The 19446-nt window shown below is 47.2% G+C and carries 24 protein-coding genes; 11 read left to right on the forward strand and 13 right to left on the reverse strand.

Annotated features, from left to right (window positions below; all coding sequences use genetic code 11):
* Positions 1–59: 59 nt before the first annotated feature.
* Positions 60–422, forward strand: a complete 363-nt coding sequence (locus KW844_RS19020) for a DUF2809 domain-containing protein (protein ID WP_218378366.1) — start codon at positions 60–62, stop codon at positions 420–422.
* A 177-nt stretch (positions 423–599) separates the two neighbouring features.
* On the opposite strand, the gene KW844_RS19025 is transcribed toward KW844_RS19020, so the two are convergent.
* From KW844_RS19025 to KW844_RS19035, 3 genes are all read right to left on the reverse strand, one after another.
* Entirely contained in the window at positions 600–1151 is a 552-nt protein-coding gene (locus KW844_RS19025; RefSeq protein WP_218378367.1) for a GNAT family N-acetyltransferase, read from the reverse strand.
* Positions 1152–1257: 106 nt separating this feature from the next.
* Entirely contained in the window at positions 1258–1482 is a 225-nt protein-coding gene (locus tag KW844_RS19030; protein WP_218378368.1) for a hypothetical protein, read from the reverse strand.
* A gap of 150 nt (positions 1483–1632) precedes the next feature.
* Positions 1633–2490, reverse strand: a complete 858-nt coding sequence (locus tag KW844_RS19035; RefSeq protein WP_218378369.1) for an AraC family transcriptional regulator — start codon at positions 2488–2490, stop codon at positions 1633–1635.
* Between the two features lie 92 nt (positions 2491–2582).
* On the opposite strand from KW844_RS19035, the gene KW844_RS19040 reads away from it, so the two are divergent.
* Entirely contained in the window at positions 2583–3335 is a 753-nt protein-coding gene (locus tag KW844_RS19040) for an NAD(P)H-dependent oxidoreductase (protein ID WP_218378370.1), read from the forward strand.
* Positions 3336–3413: 78 nt separating this feature from the next.
* Here KW844_RS19040 and KW844_RS19045 read toward each other — a convergent pair whose 3' ends face one another.
* From KW844_RS19045 to KW844_RS19065, 5 genes are all read right to left on the reverse strand, one after another.
* Complete coding sequence (locus tag KW844_RS19045) at positions 3414–4166, reverse strand: DUF2063 domain-containing protein (RefSeq protein WP_218378371.1); 753 nt, start codon at positions 4164–4166, stop codon at positions 3414–3416.
* Positions 4150–4977, reverse strand: a complete 828-nt coding sequence (locus KW844_RS19050) for a DUF692 domain-containing protein (protein ID WP_218378372.1) — start codon at positions 4975–4977, stop codon at positions 4150–4152. Before KW844_RS19050 ends, KW844_RS19045 begins: the two co-directional genes overlap by 17 nt.
* A 67-nt stretch (positions 4978–5044) precedes the next feature.
* A complete protein-coding gene (locus tag KW844_RS19055) occupies positions 5045–5389 on the reverse strand; it encodes a hypothetical protein (RefSeq protein WP_218378373.1) in 345 nt (114 codons plus the stop codon).
* A 92-nt stretch (positions 5390–5481) separates the two neighbouring features.
* Positions 5482–5739 (reverse strand): hypothetical protein, encoded by a 258-nt coding sequence (locus tag KW844_RS19060; RefSeq protein WP_218378374.1) that lies wholly within the window; start codon positions 5737–5739, stop codon positions 5482–5484.
* A complete protein-coding gene (locus KW844_RS19065) occupies positions 5739–6326 on the reverse strand; it encodes a sigma-70 family RNA polymerase sigma factor (RefSeq protein ID WP_218378375.1) in 588 nt (195 codons plus the stop codon). Before KW844_RS19065 ends, KW844_RS19060 begins: the two co-directional genes overlap by 1 nt.
* Before the next feature lie 228 nt (positions 6327–6554).
* Between KW844_RS19065 and KW844_RS19070 the strand changes: the two genes are divergently transcribed.
* On the forward strand, positions 6555–7274 hold the full coding sequence (locus tag KW844_RS19070; protein WP_218378376.1) for a hypothetical protein: 720 nt from the start codon (positions 6555–6557) through the stop codon (positions 7272–7274).
* Here KW844_RS19070 and KW844_RS19075 read toward each other — a convergent pair.
* Both KW844_RS19075 and KW844_RS19080 read right to left on the reverse strand, forming a co-directional pair.
* Positions 7249–8106 carry a hypothetical protein gene (locus tag KW844_RS19075; RefSeq protein ID WP_218378377.1) on the reverse strand — a complete coding sequence of 286 codons (858 nt, stop codon included), beginning with the start codon at positions 8104–8106 and terminating at the stop codon, positions 7249–7251. The genes KW844_RS19070 and KW844_RS19075 overlap by 26 nt on opposite strands.
* A gap of 58 nt (positions 8107–8164) precedes the next feature.
* A complete protein-coding gene (locus tag KW844_RS19080; RefSeq protein WP_218378378.1) occupies positions 8165–9148 on the reverse strand; it encodes an acyl transferase in 984 nt (327 codons plus the stop codon).
* Positions 9149–9298: 150 nt separating this feature from the next.
* Here KW844_RS19080 and KW844_RS19085 point away from each other — a divergent pair, with 150 nt between their 5' ends.
* From KW844_RS19085 to KW844_RS19100, 4 genes are all read left to right on the forward strand, one after another.
* Positions 9299–9745 carry a hypothetical protein gene (locus tag KW844_RS19085; protein WP_218378379.1) on the forward strand — a complete coding sequence of 149 codons (447 nt, stop codon included), beginning with the start codon at positions 9299–9301 and terminating at the stop codon, positions 9743–9745.
* Between the two features lie 145 nt (positions 9746–9890).
* On the forward strand, positions 9891–11429 hold the full coding sequence (locus KW844_RS19090; RefSeq protein ID WP_218378380.1) for an acyl-CoA carboxylase subunit beta: 1539 nt from the start codon (positions 9891–9893) through the stop codon (positions 11427–11429).
* Between the two features lie 98 nt (positions 11430–11527).
* A complete protein-coding gene (locus KW844_RS19095) occupies positions 11528–12379 on the forward strand; it encodes a UbiA family prenyltransferase (protein ID WP_218378381.1) in 852 nt (283 codons plus the stop codon).
* Between the two features lie 33 nt (positions 12380–12412).
* On the forward strand, positions 12413–13519 hold the full coding sequence (locus KW844_RS19100) for a M42 family metallopeptidase (RefSeq protein ID WP_218378382.1): 1107 nt from the start codon (positions 12413–12415) through the stop codon (positions 13517–13519).
* Positions 13520–13668: 149 nt separating this feature from the next.
* On the opposite strand, the gene aroQ is transcribed toward KW844_RS19100, so the two are convergent.
* From aroQ to ytxJ, 3 genes are all read right to left on the reverse strand, one after another.
* A complete protein-coding gene (gene aroQ, locus KW844_RS19105; RefSeq protein WP_218378383.1) occupies positions 13669–14082 on the reverse strand; it encodes a type II 3-dehydroquinate dehydratase in 414 nt (137 codons plus the stop codon).
* A gap of 33 nt (positions 14083–14115) precedes the next feature.
* Complete coding sequence (locus tag KW844_RS19110) at positions 14116–14697, reverse strand: UbiX family flavin prenyltransferase (RefSeq protein ID WP_218378384.1); 582 nt, start codon at positions 14695–14697, stop codon at positions 14116–14118.
* A 163-nt stretch (positions 14698–14860) separates the two neighbouring features.
* Positions 14861–15190 carry a bacillithiol system redox-active protein YtxJ gene (gene ytxJ / locus KW844_RS19115; RefSeq protein WP_218378385.1) on the reverse strand — a complete coding sequence of 110 codons (330 nt, stop codon included), beginning with the start codon at positions 15188–15190 and terminating at the stop codon, positions 14861–14863.
* 313 nt (positions 15191–15503) lie between these two features.
* Between ytxJ and murC the strand changes: the two genes are divergently transcribed.
* The 4 genes from murC (at position 15504) to KW844_RS19135 (ending at position 19432) form a co-directional block, all read left to right on the forward strand.
* Positions 15504–16862: a UDP-N-acetylmuramate--L-alanine ligase gene (gene murC, locus KW844_RS19120; RefSeq protein WP_218378386.1), complete on the forward strand. Its 1359-nt coding sequence runs from the start codon at positions 15504–15506 to the stop codon at positions 16860–16862.
* 27 nt (positions 16863–16889) lie between these two features.
* Positions 16890–17663, forward strand: coding sequence for a 3'-5' exonuclease (locus tag KW844_RS19125; RefSeq protein ID WP_218378387.1), 774 nt, complete (start codon positions 16890–16892; stop codon positions 17661–17663).
* 73 nt (positions 17664–17736) lie between these two features.
* Complete coding sequence (locus KW844_RS19130; RefSeq protein WP_218378388.1) at positions 17737–18477, forward strand: polyprenol monophosphomannose synthase; 741 nt, start codon at positions 17737–17739, stop codon at positions 18475–18477.
* A gap of 67 nt (positions 18478–18544) precedes the next feature.
* The gene (locus KW844_RS19135) at positions 18545–19432 is read left to right on the forward strand and encodes a DMT family transporter (protein WP_218378389.1); all 888 of its coding nucleotides are present in this window, start codon (positions 18545–18547) and stop codon (positions 19430–19432) included.
* Positions 19433–19446 lie beyond the last annotated feature (14 nt).

A 19446-nucleotide genomic window follows, 5' to 3' on the forward strand; every position in this document is an offset into this window, starting at 1 on the left:
CCACTATGTCCCGAAACACTACGCTACGAGTACTTTACGCGACACTTATACCCCTTACAATGTGGCTGGGGCTGGCCACCCGCGACCCTGATTGCGCGTTTCCGCCGTTACTGCGTATATACGGCGGCGATATATTCTACGCCACCTTTGTTGTATTTGGCTTACGCTTTTTCTTTCCCGGCGTCCGGTTGTGGAAGGTCGTGAGCTGGGGCTTTATTTTTTGCGTTTGCATAGAATTGCAGCAATTGATTGATACACCCTGGCTGGATCATGTACGGCATACGTTTCCTTTTGGCCTGATACTGGGTTATGGTTTTCAATGGAGTGATCTCGTGTGTTACGGGGTGGGTAGTTTGTTAGGGTATGTAGTTTGTATGATTGGGGAGATGTTGGTGTTGCGGGGGGAGGCAAGGAGCCGGTAACCTCTTGGGCAGTCTCAATCGCAATTCATTTCAGAAGATAGCCGCTATGCTGCACCAACAAGGCTATGAGGCCAAGTTGCCGGAGCAATTGGAAATATACGACTAGCCTACCGCCATGGAGGCCGGAAACCGAACTTCTGAAATGAATTAACCATTCTTTCTCACCTACAAAATCCATTAAATTACCTGCTTTTCCGGTGCCAGATCAAAATACATCAAACGTGTGCGTCCATCTGCATCCAATGCCGACACGAACTTAAAGCCTAATTTTTCATAAAACGAAATAGATTCCCGGTAAGCATCCACTACAACAACTTTGCAAGCACAGATAGCATTTTGATGGATTGCTAATGCAATCACATAATCGACAATCCTTCTTCCCATACCACCCGTTTGCAATTTTTTTGAAACTGCCAGCCGTCCAATCTTTATGGCAGGCAGTTCTCTGTGATGCCGCTTCGGGTGCACCAATAGGTCTGCAAGAAACTTTTTGTACGAAGAGCCGGAAGGAAAATCCTCCTTCCTAATTCTAAGACAATCACAAAAAATACTGAAGTAAGCCACTATTTGCTGCTCACTTTGCAATATATATGTAGTTGCCAGATGAGATTTATGGTACTCCAATGCCTTCTCTGTCAGAAAAGTATTGAGTATTTCATCTCCACAATCGAATGATTTGAGCTGATTAATATCTTCCAGCTTTACTAATGACAATGGTCTAAACTGCATAATAATTATTTACAGTGGGTTAACATTTGCCAAAATCAAGAAGGAACTGGGTAAAGAGGTAACAAACAGCTACAAAACAATTGCAACCTATGTTTAAACAATAAAGCTATACACGGATGGAGTCAAAAAACTCTTTCGCCTCCCGAATATCCCTTAGCTTCTTCTCATCCAAAGGCTTTCCATTTCGTAATTGTGCTATGAATTCTTCCGCTGCTTTGCCGGTCAAAACAGCAGGACCGGGGGCAGGATTACCTATTAACCAGGAATCCTTTTCTTCCACCATTTCAGGCAACAGCCACTTTATCAATAACTTTCTCAAATAACTAAGCATCGTATAAAAGTTTTAGTCGTAATAAATATACTAACAAATTTAGTATTCCTAACAGAACTACAAAATATTTTTTCAGCACATTAAACAACAAAACCCTTTACTGACAATATTATTATCAAAACAATAACTAAAACTATAAAGACAAAAATATTAGCAATTTGAAAATTCTACTTTCACTTTCTGCTTACGAAATGCAGATGGATTCAGCCCGTTATGCTTCTTAAACAAACGCGTTAAATGGCTCTCATCAGCAAAGTTTAACTCCCAGGCAATTTCATTGATACGCATACTGCTATGCAGCAGCCTCGTTTCTACCAGCTTCAGCTTATACTGCATTATATAATCCTGCATGCTCTTACCGGCATGCTTCTTAAAATAACGTCCCAGGTAATTTACAGAAACACCGACCTGGTCGGCCATCAGCTCCGCTTTCAACTTCCCGGGCTCGTAAATATTGGATTGTATATAATGTACAATATCCTGGAACGTACGGTCCGCCTGCTGCGGCAACGTGGCTGGCAAACGCAGCGCAATATTCCTCGCTACAATCGCAATCAGCGTATTTACCAGCTGACAAATAATCTCCTGCCTGTATAGCGCCTCCCCATGATACTCCCGCTGCAACGCTTCCACTAAATGCTGCACCATCGGCTTGTCAGACGATAAATGCAAAATGCAGCCCGGCGCATGCCCTGCATGATGCAATATAAACTCCATTTGCTGCACCCATGATTTACGGTCAGTCAACTCCTTAATGTAGATATCCGTGAAACGCAAAAAGAAAAAATGCGTCTTTTCCGCTACCGCGAAAGAATGACTATCCGCCGGCGTCAGCAAAAACAAATGCCCCGGCCCATAGGTAAACCTATTCTCATTCACCCGCTGCACACCAGTCCCCTCCACAATAAATACCAATTCAAAAAAGTTATGCAAATGCGCCTCCATCGGACACTCATCCGTCACCAATTCCCTGATCTCAAAAGGCTGAAAAATATTGTTCCTGTACATCGAAAGGCAATTTTATTCAAAATTATGGTAAAATCATCCAATAAAACAAACATAATAATTGTACAATTTTACACTCTCAAAGATATACATTTATGAACATTCTCATAGTATTTGCCCATCCCGAGCCCCGCTCACTCAATGGCACCCTTAAAAATGCTGCTGTCGGATTCCTGGAAGCCGCCGGTCACCAGGTAATCGTGTCCGACCTCTACCAGCAACAATGGAAGTCGCAGGCCGACGGGGGCGATTTCCTCCAATACAACAACAGTCAGCGACTCATCGTGGCACAAGCCGCCAAAGAAGCATATCACCAGCAACAGCAGTCGCCTGATATCACCGCTGAACAGGAAAAGGTACTCTGGGCCGACCTGGTCATCTACCAATTCCCGCTATGGTGGTTCAGCATGCCCGCCATTTTAAAAGGCTGGTTCGACCGCGTATATACCAACGGCTTCGGTTACGGCACCGGCCAGCGCTATGGCGGCGGTAAGCTGGCCGGTAAAAAAGGAATGCTCCTGATTACCACCGGCGGCGATGTCAATACCTTTACCAACAGAGGCATCCATGGCAATATCCACGACCTGCTCTTCCCCATCCACCACGGCATCATGTGGTATACAGGCATGGCCGCCCTGCCCCCGTTCCTGGTGCATAGCGCCAACCACATCAGTGAAACCGATGTCAATAAATCTATAGAAGAATTAAAAGAGAGATTATCCACCCTGGATACCACGGCCACCATCCCGTATTATTCAGTACCCAATGGAGATTATGATGAGAAAAGTTTACTGAATGAAAATTTGCATCTACCTAAAGCATCATTAGCCATACATACGCAATTATAGTAACACAAAGACCACTGCCGGAGGCAGTGGTCTTTGTGTTACTGGGGAATCGCCCAAGGCGATTCCCCAGTAACACAGCTAATGCTTTATAAATCCGAGTACTACCTGCTTTTCCTGCAAATGCTGCAAAAAAGCAATCGTATCTCCCTGTAAATTATTATTCACCACAATATTCAACTGAGGCGCATATTCCAGTATATCCGTCAACGTTATACCCGCCAGCAATTGTTCCACTACAAACGCCAGCCAGGGCGATAACCCGGTAAAATGAATATCGCCGGTATCCGGCATGCGATATACCAGCACAAAATAAGCACCCGCCTGCTGTAATAGCTTCCTGCGGCAAGTTTCCTGATGTACCGGATATTTAAGATGTAATAACCGCTGCTCCGGGTTAAACACAATTGTATCCAATAACCAGTCCCCCTCCGGCAGATAAGCCGGTGGTGCCACATCTTCCATATTGTACAATTCCATCTCCGCCCATTCAAAACTTAATAAATCCGGCAGATACGGAATATCATAGCGTTCCTCCCAACTGTTTTCTACCGCACAGGTATAAAAATCCAACGGCAATTTCCACACCTGGTAAGCAGTACAGGCATGCGTACTGAAAAAATTATACACCATGCTGTCCCATTTCCTGCGAGGTAAATTCGCAAAAGCAATAGGATAGCCGGTTTCCAAAGCATCCTTCACTACGTTGTACACCAGCCGCCGGTAGTGGGCCATAGCCGCAGGGTTGACCCCGGGTATGCGCACCGCCTTTCCCGTGCGGATAAAATGAGAAAAATCCTGCTGGATCTTATAGGTATCAGCCGACAGTTTCATATTGTTGCTGCCAATGAGAGTGACAAATATTTTTCAATCGTTGCAGTTCTCCGTTCAGCTCCGCCAGCTGTGGAATGTTATAATCGCGCTCCAATAGTACTGGTACAGGCTGCAGGCGCTGGATGGTCCATTCAAACAGGTCATACACCGGATCGATAATCGGCTGCCCGTGCGTATCTATAATCAGATCGGGCGCCACCTGCTCATGCCCCGCCATATGAATGTACGCCACCTGCTCCAATGGCAGCTGGCTGATAAATTCCTGGGCATTATACCCATGGTTAAAGGCATTCACATAGATATTATTAACGTCCAGCAGCAACTGACAACCGCTGGCCTTTACTATCTCCCTGATAAAATCCACTTCACTCATTTCCGCCGCCACCGGTGTGTAATAGGATACGATTTCCATGACCAATGGCCGTTGCAGGTAATCCTGCACCTGCTGAATACGCTCCGCAATATGCACCACCGCATCCTTACGGAAAGGAATCGGCAACAGGTCGTACATATGCGCATTATCACATTTGGAATAACTCAGGTGCTCCGAATACAACTGCACCTGGTACTCGGCTAAAAACGATTTTACATAGCGGAGAAAATCCAGATTCAGCGGCTCAGGACTCCCGATGGACAAGGAAAGGCCATGACACAATACCGGATATTTCTCCACCGCTTTACGCAGTTGCTTTTTCCAGTAACCACCAATATCCATCCAGTTTTCCGGTGCAAATTCAATAAAATCCGGCCGTATCTGATCACTGCTTAACAGTGCTTCCGCAAAATCTCTTCTGAATCCAATACCTACCATAGCGGGAAATTTAGGAGTAAGAAAAAAAGGAGGATGCATGGAAAAGGAAGCATCCTCCCGGAAATGATTAATTACCTGTGCTGGTAGAATCTTTGCCTTTCTTGCCTTTGTCTTTGGTTTTACCTTTGTCTTTACTACCTTTTTTTCCGCCACATTTACCCTCACCGCATTTACCCTCTCCGCACTTGCCTTCCTTGGATTTCATGGTAGAATCTTTGGTAGCACCGCATGACAATTCAATACTATTAACATGGTTAGTAACACCTGTGAGCGCAGTTCTTACCGCAACGCCATTGCCCATATCCGTATAGTTAACCGGGTTAGCATTGGCGAAGGCCGTAAGCCCCATAATAGCGCCAGCCACCAGGGAACCACTAAAAAGTACTTTTTTGCTGATTTTTTTGTTTTCCATGATCGGAGGATTTAATGATGAATTACAGATTAAATAAGGATTCCTAACAATAAAAATAGATAAATATCCAGGAGCCTATACGGCAATAGTTTCTATTGATCTAATTTACGGGAGATGGCAGCTTCCCATCCGGCCTTAACGGCCGGGTCGAGGGTAAAGCTTTCATGCTGCTGCATTTTCGCCGCAGCCGCTGCTATTATCCTGCTCTGCTTCACAAATCTGCGGCAGTACCTGCAATACAAGAGATGCACCCGCAACCCTACCTGATCCCAAAATGGCAGCTTGAAATTCTGAAGTCGCCTTTCCGCAAGCAAAGTAGCGTCCTTACAACATGGTGGCCGTATATCCATTACTTTAACCAGTTTTTATCCAGGCAGCTGCGAAGGTGCAGCTTAGCCCTGTGCATCAGCACCCAGTAGTTAGACGCTGTTATCGATAATTCCTTACAAATTTCTTTGGTATTTTTTTCTTCGATGTATTTCAGGTTAATCACCGCCTGTCCAAGTCCGTTCAGCTTATGGATGCAGGCCTGGAGAATCTTCAGAAACTCTCCCTGCTCTCCCGGCGTTTGCCAGTCATCCGGCCAGCGCTGTGGTTGGGCATCCTTACGCCAGTGGCCTTTCTCATCAAAAAAGTTTCCCTCATCTTCCAGGCTCAGCAGGTTACCCACCTTTCCCTGATTGCGATAGTGGTCTATAATTTTATGCTTCAGGATGGCCATCAGCCAGTTACGCTCACTGCTTTCCCCCTTAAACTGCTTCGCCGCCTGTAAGGCCGATAAAAAGGTGTCCTGTACCAGGTCCTGTGCAATAATTTTATCGTTGACCCTTGTCATGGCAAAGCGGAAGAAATCATCCGCATATCGTTTCACCCAATCTTTCGGAGATAAAGTAGGATTTGCCTTTTCTACGTTCATATTTAACGCTGTTCCCGACATATTAACCTGTTTTATAGAGATCCTGTCGTAGATAGCTTACGGAAATTTAAAGGTTTTAGTTTGCACCCCCTTGCAAAAAAATGTTAATAATCATATTTATCCTATTTTTGGTCGACAGTAACCGGAATTTCAGCTGTAGTTAATCCGGATAATGAGATATAACGTACATCCATATACTATACCTTACGGGTAGTTTCAGGTGAATTGCTAAAACTAATTTATCAGGCCATGAATAATCAAACGCCTCCTGTAACTTCCACCTTCTTTGTTGCACTGGTGAAGGATTACCTGCGCGGACTCAAAACAAAAGCGGAAGTATTTTCAGACATAGCTCCTGTTCAGCCTGCCACTACACTGGCAGATCGAGAGGTGACCCAGGTCGTGATCGAAGCTGCCCGCGCGGTGAATGAGGACTTCTATGAGCAGGTAGTTACCGAAATGGGCCATGCGGCAGATACCACTCCTACCAGAGCGGGTATGGTTCATCAACTGCAGGCATTGCTGCGCAACGATATTTCCCGGGAAGATTTTATCGAATGGGCCACCTGGCACAATGAGCCCGGCACTGACAGCGGCGGTGGCTTTTTTGATGACATTGCCGTGGACTACTTCTGCACCCAGTTGCTCCCCAAAGCAGGCCTGGAGCTTACTCCCGACCAACTGCAAAAGGCCCTCGCCATTTTCCGCAATCAACAGCATCAGTCTTTGAAAGATAAAGTAGCGCTCGTTTTGCTCACTGAACAGGAACAGCAGCGTTTTCTCTTTTATCTGGGCGACTACATCCAGGGCCATACCTCTCCGGAACAGCTGGATGTTTACCTCCTGAACAGGTTCGGGATGGATCACCACAGCTTTCCTTATATGCCGGCGCTGGTTACCATCATGCACAATCCGGCCAAACTGCCGGCACTGTTGCAGGTAGCTATGAATGGCGCTTTACAGGAATAAGAATATCTGCCGTGCGTACATTCCTGGGTTCTGCCAGTATGATAGTGGTGGTACTGGTAGACACTACCGTTCCGTCGCTATAAAGCAGCTCTGCTGCCAATGGCATTGCCAGTGGTGATACCTCCTTTTCACTCAGTTGCTGGCGGTAAGGCTCAGGGATGTGGATATAACCACCAAAAAGTTCGTGCAGCTTAGCAGGCAGCCAGGTATGGGCACTAACCAAAATGGCGGTTCCGCTTGTATCCGCCAGCGTACCGGCATCAAAAGCATATTCCTCACATAAAATTCCGGCAATTTCGGCTGTGCGCCCTGTTTTATGCAGCCGCTCCAGGTAATCCGCCTCGCCAGGATACACCGGACTTACGGCCTCAAGGTCCAGCTTCCCCTTTTCTCCGCTTCCCACACTGTTGATAGCAGTCATACTTAACCGTGACGCATGTACGAAGTCAGCGAAATACTGATAACGTGCCCCATTTGCTTTATTATCTATCAATACTCCCACATACGGCCGCTCGCTGCTGTACAGCACCGTTATGTCCTGTTCGCTGCTATCGCCCGCCTTCACGGCAACTATCTGCTGGTAAATGGAAATATCAAAAGGGTATACCGAATCCACCTGCGCGCTTTCCTCCCCGGCAATCACCAGCTGGGGCGTGGTTTTGCCGGTGTTGACAAAAGGCCGCTCGTAAGGACCATCGTCCAGCTGAAAGGTGTCTTTATGGTTTTCCGTAAGATGGCGGAAGCTGGCTTTCACTTTTCTGAAAAGCGTTTGCTGGGCATGGGTCTGTACCACCACGAGGGTACACACGAGTAATAGGATCACCCGTTTCATAGGCATAGGAATTATAACCCGGGCAATTTACATTAAAATTTTTTACAATAAAACAACTTTAACTGACCATGAGGCTGCAGCCTCTGAGGGCGGAGTTATCGAGTCGGCCAAGCACTTCAAACTGGCCGTCATCATGTATTTTCCCGATATCATCTGTGGCTATAAAGGCGCAGGAATGGATATTAGCGAGGTCAATGACGTTAATAACGCCGGCGCCTTTGGTGGCGCGGAGGTCGAAAGGATCATTTTCATCCCGCAGCAGGATTTTCATCCAGGGGGGAGTCATAAACAGGCCGTTGCCTTTGGAATAGGCCTGTGATAAGAGTTCGGTCATGCCGTATTCTGCATGGATCACGTCAACGCCCAAACGCTCTTTGAGGTATTGGTGTACTTCCTGGCGGGTCCATTCTTCCCGGCGTCCCTTCATGCCTCCGGTTTCCATTACGATGGTATGGTCCAGCTGCAGTTCATATCTCTCTGCGAAATCCAGTAAGCCGAAAGTAACGCCTATCAGGAGCACCTTTTGTTTGCGTGCGTTCAGGCTTTGGAGCTCCTGTTGGAGTTTTTCATGTTCATAGAGATAAAAACCACTCTCCGGTTTACCGCTGCGTGCAATCATCTCCTGCACCATGCGCACCAGGGAGGAATGTTGACGCTCCAGGTAGGAAGGCAATAGTCCCACAATCACATAGTCTTCTACCGGCCCGTAAAACATTTCAAAAGCTGTCATAAAGCTCTCTGTATACACGCTGCTGTACTTCACCAGGTGCTTGCTGTTGATAGTTTGTGTGGTACCGCTGCTTTCAAAAATCAGCTCCGGTTCAAAAATGCCACATACCACCCGGTGCGTTTTAAAAAACTGGATGGGCAGATACGGGATGTCAAGGATACTTTTCACCTGTTCCGGGCGCACATGTATGGCATCCGTGTAGGCGCGATAGATAGGGTTGGTCAGGTACTGGAAATGAAAAAGCTCCAGCGCCGTAGCTTCCAGGCCCTCCGGCGTTAAAGAAAATATCTGGTCCGTTGATACTCCGCTCATCTGAATGTTACTTTAAAACAGCACAAAGGTAGGGAGAAGAATAAATTTAGCCGCAGTAAGTAACAATTGGATTAAAAAAACGTTAGTACATCAGTACCCGGACATCCCTGATATATTTGTATATTACTTAAATTAATGTAGGTTTGTTTTATGAAGAAATTCCTGTTTTTATTGCTGGTCGTAGCCATGGCAGGCGCCTGTAACAAGGACTCCTATGGACCCGTACCCATTTTATCATTCGAAGGGTATTCTGTGCCTTCCATAGATTCCACCACCACATCTTTTGAGGCTATTTTCCGGGTTAAAGACGGTGACGGCGATATTGATTCCTCTATTTTTTATACCATTCATTATCATATTCCTTCCACCCTGGAGGAGCAGGCCAATGCGCCGATGCCCAATATCGGCCAGAATACCGGCAAAAGCGTAAGTGCGCAGGTGAAGGTAACGCTGGAAGCTATCGACTTTGTACGCTGGGTAGAACATACGGGTACACGGCCTGACAGCCTGTGGATGGAAGTATTTATCCAGGACCGGGCAGGTAACATCAGCGATACCATCCAGACCACCAAAATTCCACTTTACAAGCGGCAGTAAGTTATCCTTGTAAATTTATTAAGATACCGGAACGCCGCTCCACAGCGGCGTTTTTTTATGTCCCGCTGAAAAAATATTCCTGCTGCCTCCCTGCGGCGTCTATTTTATCCTTAAATTACCACCTTGTACACCATATATTTCCGCGATGAACAAAATAGAAGAACTACAGACCAGGATAGCCGAAGCCATGTTAGGCGGCGGTGAAGTAAGAATTGCTTCCCAGCATAAAAAAGGTAAACTGACTGCCCGCGAAAGGCTGCAACTGCTCATGGACGAAGGTTCATTCGAGGAACTGGACATGCTGGTGACCAACCGCAACAAAGGTATCACCGCTGAACAGGAACAGTTTCCCGGCGATGGCGTGGTAACCGGCTACGGCACCATAAACGGCCGTCTGGTATATGTATTTTCTCAGGATTTTACAGTGTATGGTGGTAGCTTGTCAGAGCCACATGCCCGCAAAATATGTAAGGTGATGGACCTTGCCATGGAAAACGGCGCTCCCGTGATCGGTCTTAACGACAGTGGCGGTGCACGTATCCAGGAAGGAGTGGTGAGCTTAGGTGGCTATGCCGATATCTTTTACCGCAACACCCGGGCTTCCGGCGTGATACCGCAGATCAGCGCTATCATGGGACCATGTGCCGGCGGCGCCGTATATTCTCCCGCTATTACTGACTTCATCCTGATGGTGGAACAAACCTCCTATATGTTTGTGACCGGCCCTAACGTGGTGAAAACAGTGACACATGAGGAAGTGACCTCCGAAGAGCTGGGCGGTGCCCAAACCCACGCCACTAAAAGCGGCGTTACCCATTTCGCCTGTGCCAATGAGGTGGAATGTATCCAGAACATCCGTACTTTACTCAGCTATATCCCGCAAAACTGCGAAGAAACTGCGCCCGTATACCCTTATACGTTAGGTAATGAGGTCAGGGAGAAATTAAACACGCTGATCCCCGCCAACCCTAACCAGCCTTATGACATGAAGGAGGTGATTGCCGAATTAACGGATGCCGACAGCTTCTTCGAAGTGCACAAAGACTTTGCAGAGAACATTATCGTAGGCTTTGCCCGCATTGCAGGGCGCAGCATTGGCATAGTAGCCAATCAGCCAGCACATCTGGCAGGCGTGCTCGACATCCACGCTTCCGTAAAAGGAGCCAGGTTCACCCGCTTCTGCGATGCCTTTAATGTACCGCTGCTGGTGCTGGTAGACGTACCGGGCTTTTTGCCTGGCACCGACCAGGAATGGAACGGTATCATCACCAATGGCGCCAAACTGCTGTTTGCGCTCAGCGAAGCTACCGTGCCAAAACTCACCGTTACCACCCGTAAAGCCTATGGCGGCGCTTACTGCGTAATGAACTCCAAACATATTGGCGCCGACCTCAACTTCGCTTTCCCACAGGCAGAAATTGCTGTAATGGGGGCCAAAGGGGCAGTAGAGATCATTTATAAAAAAGAAATTGATGCCGCTCCCGATCCGGAAGCACGCATGAATGAACTCGTTAATGAGTACACCGAAAGGTTCGCAAACCCTTACCTGGCGGCCGAAAAGGGCTATATCGACGAGGTAGTGGAGCCCTCCCAGACCAGGGTGAAGCTCATCAAAGGATTTAAAATGCTTGAAAATAAAGTGGTAAACATGCCAAGAAAAAAGCACGGCAATATACCTTTGTAGTATCATTCGCGGATTTCCCGGGGAAGCAGGCCCTGCTTCCCCGGGATAGCTCCCCGGCCTCTGGCGGAGGAGCTATCCCGGAAAAAACAACTACAGGCATGGTGCAAAAGCTGCTCAACTTCTTCGTATATACCTCCGTTTACATTACCATATGTGCGCTGGTAATGGTCTGGCAAACCAACTACCTGCTGGATCTCCATTACCTGCAAACAGATTATTACCTGTTCGTATTATTCTCCACCATCTGCAGCTACAATTTCCACTGGTACCTCACCCCTGACTCACCCGATACACATTCCGAAAGGGTGCGCTGGGGAGGCAGAAACCGATGGCTCATGATGACACTTTGCGTGCTGGCAGGCATCGGTGCCGCCTGGTACTTCTGGCAGCTAAAGGCCCACTGGCTCGAAATTGCCGGCGCCGTATTCCTCACGTTTCTCTATTCAGCACCTAAAGTGCCACATAAATCATTGCGGTGGTTAAGTAAAATAGCAATCGGGAAGACGTTATTTCTCACGTTTGTGTGGACCTACGTCACTACCCTTTTGCCAGCCCTCATTGCGGACCATACACCGGTAATACCCGCCATCCTGTTTACACTCCATCGCTTTGCGCTGATCTATGCCATCTGCATTTTGTTTGACCGCAGAGATATTGAAGAAGATAAACAGGCCGGTATTCGCAGCCTGATCACGCACCTGCCTAATGCGCAGCTACGGAAAGTCTACTATGGCTCGCTCCTGCTGGCGCTGATCACCGCTTTGGGCCTTTACCCTTACAGCGATTTCGCAGGTATACTCTCGTTACTGATTGCCGTGGCTGCAACCGCCCTCATTACCCGCAAGGCCTGGCAGGATAACTCCGATTACCTCTATTATGTAGTACTGGACGGCTTTATGATGCTGTCGGCACTGCTGCACTTAGGATACGTCTGCTTTTTCTCAAAATAATTTACATTTGTCCGATCACAAATCTGGAAACTTATGGCTAAGAAACAGAAATCAATACTCACAAAGGAATCCCTTGCATTCCTGAAAGATTACCTCAACAACCCTTCTCCTACCGGATTTGAAAAGGAAGGACAGAAATTATGGCTTAAGTATATCACGCCTTATATCGACGAGCATATCGTGGACCCTTATGGCTCCGTTGTAGGCGTCATCAATCCGAAGGCACCTTTTAAGGTAGTAATTGAAGCCCATGCCGATGAGATCTCCTGGTTCGTCAACTATATCTCCCCGGAAGGCCTGATATATGTAATCCGCAATGGTGGCTCTGACCAGGCTATTGCTCCTTCTAAAAGAGTGAATATCCATACAGAAAAAGGTATTGTAAAAGCAGTATTCGGCTGGCCAGCCATCCATACCAGGCTCCGTGGTGCAGATGGTAAAGAGCCGCAACCTAAGGTGGACAACATCTTCCTGGATTGTGGCGCCCGCTCCCGTAAGGAAGTAGAAGACCTCGGCATCCATGTTGGCTGCGTATGTACTTTTGAAGATGGATTCGAAGAGCTGAACTACGATTATTTTATTTGTCGCGCCATCGATAACCGCATCGGCGGTTTCATGATCGCGGAAGTAGCCCGCCTCCTGAAAGAAAAGAAAGAGGAACTGCCTTTCGGCTTGTATATCGTAAATGCGGTACAGGAAGAAGTAGGCCTCCGCGGCGCTGAAATGATTGCCAAACGCATAAAACCCGATGTGGCTATCATCACCGATGTAACGCATGATACCACTACCCCGATGATCAACAAAAACATCGAAGGTGAAATTAAATGCGGCGCTGGTCCAAGCATTACCTATGGCCCGGCAGTACACAATATTCTGCGCGACCTGATCATCAAAACGGCAAAGAAAAACGATATCCCTTACCAGCTGCATGCGGTAAGCCGCAGCACCGGTACTGATACCGACGCTTTCGCTTATTCCAACGATGGTACACCATCTGCCCTTATCAGCTTACCACTGCGCTATATGCACACCACCGTGGAAATGGTGAAAAAGGATGATATTGAAAATACCATTCAGCTGATTTATCAGACGTTGTTGAATATTACGCCGAAAACGAATTTCAACTATCTGAAAGCATAATATCATACAACGCCGTGTCAAAAGCGAGGGCCTGCCGGTCCTCGTTTTTTATCGCTTCCAACTGCCGATACAGGCAGTAAAAACCTGCGGGGAGTACAGTGACCAAAAGTCCCCGCACTCCCCGCAGTTAAATAATTAGCGCTATATAGCTATAAGAAATACTCCACTCCTAACTGATACCCCTTCATCCCCAATCCACAAATACTTCCCACACATTTAGGAGCAATCATAGATTTATGCCTGAACTCTTCGCGGGCATGGATATTACTGATATGAATTTCCAGCACAGGCGTTTTGATAGCCGCAATGGCATCTCTGATGGCAACGGAAGTATGCGTATAGCCACCAGCGTTGAGCAGAATACCATCTGCTGAAAAGCCCACTGCGTGCAGCTGATCGATAATTCCACCTTCAGCATTGGTTTGCCAGTAGCTGAACGCTACCTGTGGATAAAGTTTTTTCAGTTTCTCCAGGTAATCCTCGAAAGATTCACTGCCATAGATGTCCGGCTCTCTTTTACCCAGCAGGTTCAGATTAGGGCCGTTTATGATTGCGATCTGCATAATATAGTAAGATATGTAACTGCACGAAGATAGTTATTCACCTTTACTTTTGCTATCACTACCCCAGCGGTAGGTATTAATTTCGATGCCTGCCAGGTCCAGCACACGATCCACTACGGTGGCAGCTACTTCTTCAATGGTAGCAGGAAGACTGTAGAAAGAAGGTGTGGCCGGGCAGATGATACCGCCGGCAAGGGTAACCGCTTCCATATTTTTGATGTGTAACAGGTTATAAGGGGTTTCCCGGACTACACAAATCAACCTACGCCTTTCTTTCAGCACTACATCGGCGGCGCGGGTGATCAGGTCATTGGAGATGCCAGTGGCAATACGCCCCAGGGTGCCCATGGAGCATGGGATGATGATCATGGTGTTAAACCTGCCGGAGCCGGAAGCAAAGGGGGCATGAAAATCCTGCTGGGTATAGCATTTAAAAGGTATATCCTGGTATGCGGTGTTATTGAGTTCTGTTTGCCATACTGTTTTGGCATTTTCTGTAAGTACCACTGCCACTTCATCCAGCTGTTCCCTGCTGGCTGCCAGCTTGCTGAGCAGCTGCCGCGCGTAGATGGAGCCACTTGCTCCTGTAACAGCTACAACTATACGATGTTTCATGAGGCAAAGCTAGGCTTTTTTATTGTTGAGTGCTTTTGACGGGTGCCTGCGGTACCCGTCAAAAGCACTCTTATTAGCAGGCCAAAGGCCCGCTAAAAAGAGTGCAAAAAAAATCCTGCCGTATTAACAGCAGGATTCTTTATACTATCATAAAGAAATATACTTACGCGGCGTGGCTGACGATGTCTTCCATACGGATACCATTATGGCTTTCATCGTAGATGCATTTGCCGTTACGGATCAGTAATATCTGCGGAGACTCATGAGGTACGTTGTACATTGACTCAATAGCGTTGGAAACGGATCTGTTGGCAATCAGATCCAGGTAGTAAAATGTTACCCCCTGAGGCGCATCTGAGCGTTCCAGCCTTGATTTGGCCATTGAACTGATAGAGCAGCGGGTGCTGTGCTTGAAAATGACAATCGTCTGATCAGCAGAAGCAGCATTAATTACCTGCAGTTGTTCCTCGTTGGTTAACAGTTTCCAATTCATCTGATTAGCAGTGCTTTATTTGTTCTGTGCTGGGCGGAACCGGAGCCATGCCCATTCCCCTCATCGGGCAACCCAGTTTCTGGTGCGTCGCACAGGAAGTTAAGAAAGCTGCAAAGATAAAAAACAGAGCGGTGCAGCCCAAAATTCTGTAGTAAGATTTCATGATGGGAGTTTTAAATAAGTTATAACGAATTTTCACAGGAAATATGATACGACCACTTTTTTAATCGTCTTTTGTAACGTTATTTTGCAAAGATAAAAAATATATTACAAAAAACAACACTATATATCCGGTAGTGGCCTGAATGACGCTATGACAAAAGTACATTTTATTGCGATTGGAGGAAGTGTGATGCACCAGCTGGCAATAGCCCTGAAAATCAAAGGCTATGCAGTCAGCGGCAGTGATGATGAGATCTATGAACCCGCCCTCACTAACCTCCGCCAGGCCGGTATACTGCCTGCCTCCTTCGGCTGGGATGCCACCCGCATCACGCCGGATATAGACGCTGTAATCCTTGGGATGCACGCCCGGGAAGATAACCCGGAGCTCATCCGCGCCCGTGAACTGAACCTGAAGATCTACTCCTTCCCTGAGTACATTTACCAGGAAAGTAAAGATAAAACCCGTGTAGCCGTAGGCGGTAGTCATGGTAAAACCACTACCACCGCCATGATCATGCACGTGCTGCAGCATAGCCAAAAACAGTTCGATTACCTGGTAGGCGCCAAACTGGAAGGTTTCAGCCAGTCGGTAAACATCACCGATGCCCCTGTAATCGTATGTGAAGCAGATGAATACCCTGCCTCCGTCATCGAAAAAAGACCCAAATTTCATTTCCTGCACCCGCAGATAGCCGTACTCACCGGTATCGCCTGGGATCATATCAACGTGTTCCCGACGTATGAAATTTACAAAGAGCAGTTCGCCATCTTCATCCGCCAGATGGAAGCAGGAGCCGTGCTGATATACAACAGCAGCGATACCGAACTTTCCGACCTGGTAGCTGCCGAAGGCCGCCACCTCAAGCTGGTGCCGTATACCATGCCTATTCACATGATCCGTAACGGTGTTACCCGCGTATTTTTTGATGAAGGTTATGCCGACCTGGAAGTTTTCGGTGGCCATAACCTGCTGAATATGCACGCCGCCAAACTGGTTTGCAATGAGCTGGGCCTTACGGATGAGGAGTTCCTCGCCGGCATCGCTACCTTTAAAGGTGCAGCTAAACGACTGGAACTCATCGCTAAAAATGAACGCAGTGCTATTTATCGTGATTTCGCCCATGCCCCCTCTAAGGTGAAAGCCACTATGGAGGCGGTACGACAGCAATATCCCGACCGCCAGCTCATTGCAGTGCTGGAACTCCATACGTATAGCAGCCTGAATGCCGATTTCTTAACCCAGTACGAAGGCGCCATGGCACCCGCTGATATTGCCGGTGTGTTCTATAGCAAACACGCATTGGAGATCAAACGTATGCCGGATCTGGACCCTGAACTCGTAAAGTCCCGCTTTGGCAGAAAAGATCTACATATCTTTACCGACAGGCCCGCTTTCGAAGCGTTCCTGAATGCCCAGCAGTATAATCATACCAACCTGCTCCTGATGAGTTCCGGTACCTATGACGGTATCGACTTTAACGGACTGGCCAGACTGCTGGATAAATAACATCTTACAATATTTAAAAAACATATAATGTCTTCCTTGCTCCTCAAGAGGCCCCTGGCCGTAATAGATCTGGAAACCACCGGTACAAACGTGGCCACAGATCGTATCATTGAAATTGCTATCATCAAAGTATTTCCTGATAAAACCATACAAACGAAAGTAAAACGCATTCACCCAGGAATGCCTATTCCGGCAGGATCTACAGCAATTCATGGCATCAAGGATGAGGATGTGAAAGACTGCCCTACCTTTAAACAGGCTGCCCATGAGCTGAAACAGTTTATGGACAACTGCGACCTGGCAGGCTACAACTCCAATCGTTTCGATATTCCCTTGCTGGTGGAAGAGTTCCTCCGTGCGGAAATCGAATTTGATATCAATAAACGCAAATTTGTAGATGTACAGCGTATTTTCCACCTGATGGAAAAACGTACCCTCGGTGCCGCCTATAAGTTTTACTGCGATAAAACGCTGGAAAATGCCCATAGCGCCGAAGCTGATGCCATGGCTACCTACGAAATCCTGGAAGCACAACTGACCCGCTACGAACAACTGCAATCCGATATCGACTCCCTGGCCACCTTCACCAAAGAAGAAGATTATGTGGACTTTGCCCGTAGAATAGTGATGCAGGGCGGACAGGAAGTTTTCAACTTTGGCAAATACAAGGGCAGAGCCGTGAGAGAAGTGCTGAAAGCCGAACCACAGTACTACGACTGGATGATGAAAGCCGATTTTCCGCTGAACACAAAGCAGAAATTGTCCGAGATCTACTATAATATGATGTTAAAAAAAATATAATCTTTTTTTAGAACATTCTATCTTGCGGCCGAATTGAACTATTTTCGCAGTCCAAAAAACACTATCTGCTGAATTGGAAAAGCTTGTCATAATACCTACGTACAATGAAAAGGATAACATCCAGAACATCATTGACGCTGTATTTTCCTTACAGCAGGATTTTCATATCCTGATTGTTGATGATGGCTCCCCGGATGGTACCGGCGCCATTGTAAAATCGTTGCAAACCAAGCATTCCGGCGAACTTTTCATTGAAGAGCGCACCGGCAAACTGGGTCTTGGCACGGCTTATATCCATGGCTTTAAATGGGCAATGGCAAAAGGTTACCGCTACATTTTTGAAATGGATGCTGACTTTTCCCATAACCCGAAAGACCTCATCCGCCTCTATGACGCTTGTGCCAAAGGCGGTGCTGACGTATCCGTAGGCTCCCGCTATGTAAGTGGCGGTAAAACTGAAAACTGGCCATGGGACAGAGCAGTGCTTTCCAAAGGAGCCTCCATTTATGTAGGACTCATCACCTGGATGCCTGTTAAAGATCCTACCGCAGGCTTTGTGTGCTATACCAGCGCCGTGCTGGAAGCCATCAACCTCGACCAGATCCAGTTCGTAGGCTACGCCTTCCAGATAGAAATGAAATTCACTGCCTGGAAACTCGGCTTCAAAATAGCCGAAGTGCCTATCACCTTCAAGGATCGTAAAGAAGGCTACTCTAAAATGAGTAAAGGCATCATCAAGGAAGGTGTGCTGGGCGTACTGAAAATCCAGTGGCAAAGCCTCTTCCGCAAGTACAAGAAAAGAGTAAGTAACTAGTATAGCACCTGTGCAATGGTACCAACCCCATTGCACAGGACTGCAAACCCGCTCCCGGCGGCCCATCATGAAAAAAGCATTTCTCGAACTCCATCTTTCGGTATTCCTCGCTGGATTCACCGGTATTTTAGGTAAACTCATTACCCTCAACGAAGGAATGCTTGTATGGTATCGCCTTCTGATCACCTGCATCAGCATGTATTTCCTGTTTCGCTACCAGGGCGCCCTTAAAAAGTTGCCTTGGAAAGATATCATACCTATCGGCAGCACAGGGGTGATCGTAGCCTTACACTGGCTCTTTTTCTATGGGAGCATTAAATACGCCAACGTATCCATAGGCGTGGTATGCTTTTCGCTCACCAGCCTGTTTACCGCCATCTTTGATCCGCTGATCAACCGCCGCCGCTTTGATACGGTGGAAATGCTGCTTAGTATGCTCACCCTGGCAGGGATTCTGCTCATCTTCCACTTTGATACGCAATACCGCACCGGCATCATTCTGGGTATTATCTCCGCTATGTTTGCCGCCTTGTTTACGGTATTCAATAAACGCCTCATTAAACGATTTGATACCAAAACCATCACCTTCTACGAACTCACAACGGGACTAGCGGTACTGAGTGTTTTCGCACCACTGTACCTCCACCTGTTTCCGGTGGCCAGCCTGCTGCCATCGACTATGGACTGGCTGTACCTGCTCATTCTCTCCTGGGCATGTACCATTTGCATGTACCTGCTGAGTATGAGCGCCCTCAAAAAAATATCACCATTTACAGTAAACCTCTGCTTCAACCTGGAACCGGTGTATAGCATTATTCTTGCCTTCGCCATCTTCCATGAAAATAAATACCTCAATACGGCATTTTACGGTGGCCTGGCCTGCATTATTTTGTCTGTAGTGCTACAGATGGTAAGAGTGAGCCGCCATCCGGAAACATTATCCACAGCGCATTAAAAAAAAGCCTGATG

The sequence above is a fragment of the Chitinophaga sp. sic0106 genome (assembly GCF_019219075.1).
GTDB lineage: Bacteria > Bacteroidota > Bacteroidia > Chitinophagales > Chitinophagaceae > Chitinophaga.

Excerpts from the sequence above, each read along its gene's own strand:
- KW844_RS19070 (WP_218378376.1), top strand. The coding sequence starts at position 6,555 with ATGAATAATCAAACGCCTCCTGTAACTTCCACCTTCTTTGTTGCACTG.
- KW844_RS19030 (WP_218378368.1), bottom strand. The coding sequence starts at position 1,482 with ATGCTTAGTTATTTGAGAAAGTTATTGATAAAGTGGCTGTTGCCTGAA.
- KW844_RS19085 (WP_218378379.1), top strand. The coding sequence starts at position 9,299 with ATGAAGAAATTCCTGTTTTTATTGCTGGTCGTAGCCATGGCAGGCGCC.
- aroQ (WP_218378383.1), bottom strand. The coding sequence starts at position 14,082 with ATGCAGATCGCAATCATAAACGGCCCTAATCTGAACCTGCTGGGTAAA.
- KW844_RS19080 (WP_218378378.1), bottom strand. The coding sequence starts at position 9,148 with ATGAGCGGAGTATCAACGGACCAGATATTTTCTTTAACGCCGGAGGGC.
- KW844_RS19040 (WP_218378370.1), top strand. The coding sequence starts at position 2,583 with ATGAACATTCTCATAGTATTTGCCCATCCCGAGCCCCGCTCACTCAAT.
- KW844_RS19060 (WP_218378374.1), bottom strand. The coding sequence starts at position 5,739 with ATGGATATACGGCCACCATGTTGTAAGGACGCTACTTTGCTTGCGGAA.
- KW844_RS19045 (WP_218378371.1), bottom strand. The coding sequence starts at position 4,166 with ATGAAACTGTCGGCTGATACCTATAAGATCCAGCAGGATTTTTCTCAT.
- KW844_RS19100 (WP_218378382.1), top strand. The coding sequence starts at position 12,413 with ATGGCTAAGAAACAGAAATCAATACTCACAAAGGAATCCCTTGCATTC.
- KW844_RS19050 (WP_218378372.1), bottom strand. The coding sequence starts at position 4,977 with ATGGTAGGTATTGGATTCAGAAGAGATTTTGCGGAAGCACTGTTAAGC.
- KW844_RS19035 (WP_218378369.1), bottom strand. The coding sequence starts at position 2,490 with ATGTACAGGAACAATATTTTTCAGCCTTTTGAGATCAGGGAATTGGTG.
- KW844_RS19125 (WP_218378387.1), top strand. The coding sequence starts at position 16,890 with ATGTCTTCCTTGCTCCTCAAGAGGCCCCTGGCCGTAATAGATCTGGAA.
- KW844_RS19110 (WP_218378384.1), bottom strand. The coding sequence starts at position 14,697 with ATGAAACATCGTATAGTTGTAGCTGTTACAGGAGCAAGTGGCTCCATC.
- KW844_RS19135 (WP_218378389.1), top strand. The coding sequence starts at position 18,545 with ATGAAAAAAGCATTTCTCGAACTCCATCTTTCGGTATTCCTCGCTGGA.
- KW844_RS19020 (WP_218378366.1), top strand. The coding sequence starts at position 60 with ATGTGGCTGGGGCTGGCCACCCGCGACCCTGATTGCGCGTTTCCGCCG.
- KW844_RS19025 (WP_218378367.1), bottom strand. The coding sequence starts at position 1,151 with ATGCAGTTTAGACCATTGTCATTAGTAAAGCTGGAAGATATTAATCAG.
- KW844_RS19095 (WP_218378381.1), top strand. The coding sequence starts at position 11,528 with ATGGTGCAAAAGCTGCTCAACTTCTTCGTATATACCTCCGTTTACATT.
- ytxJ (WP_218378385.1), bottom strand. The coding sequence starts at position 15,190 with ATGAATTGGAAACTGTTAACCAACGAGGAACAACTGCAGGTAATTAAT.
- murC (WP_218378386.1), top strand. The coding sequence starts at position 15,504 with ATGACAAAAGTACATTTTATTGCGATTGGAGGAAGTGTGATGCACCAG.
- KW844_RS19065 (WP_218378375.1), bottom strand. The coding sequence starts at position 6,326 with ATGTCGGGAACAGCGTTAAATATGAACGTAGAAAAGGCAAATCCTACT.
- KW844_RS19075 (WP_218378377.1), bottom strand. The coding sequence starts at position 8,106 with ATGAAACGGGTGATCCTATTACTCGTGTGTACCCTCGTGGTGGTACAG.
- KW844_RS19090 (WP_218378380.1), top strand. The coding sequence starts at position 9,891 with ATGAACAAAATAGAAGAACTACAGACCAGGATAGCCGAAGCCATGTTA.
- KW844_RS19055 (WP_218378373.1), bottom strand. The coding sequence starts at position 5,389 with ATGGAAAACAAAAAAATCAGCAAAAAAGTACTTTTTAGTGGTTCCCTG.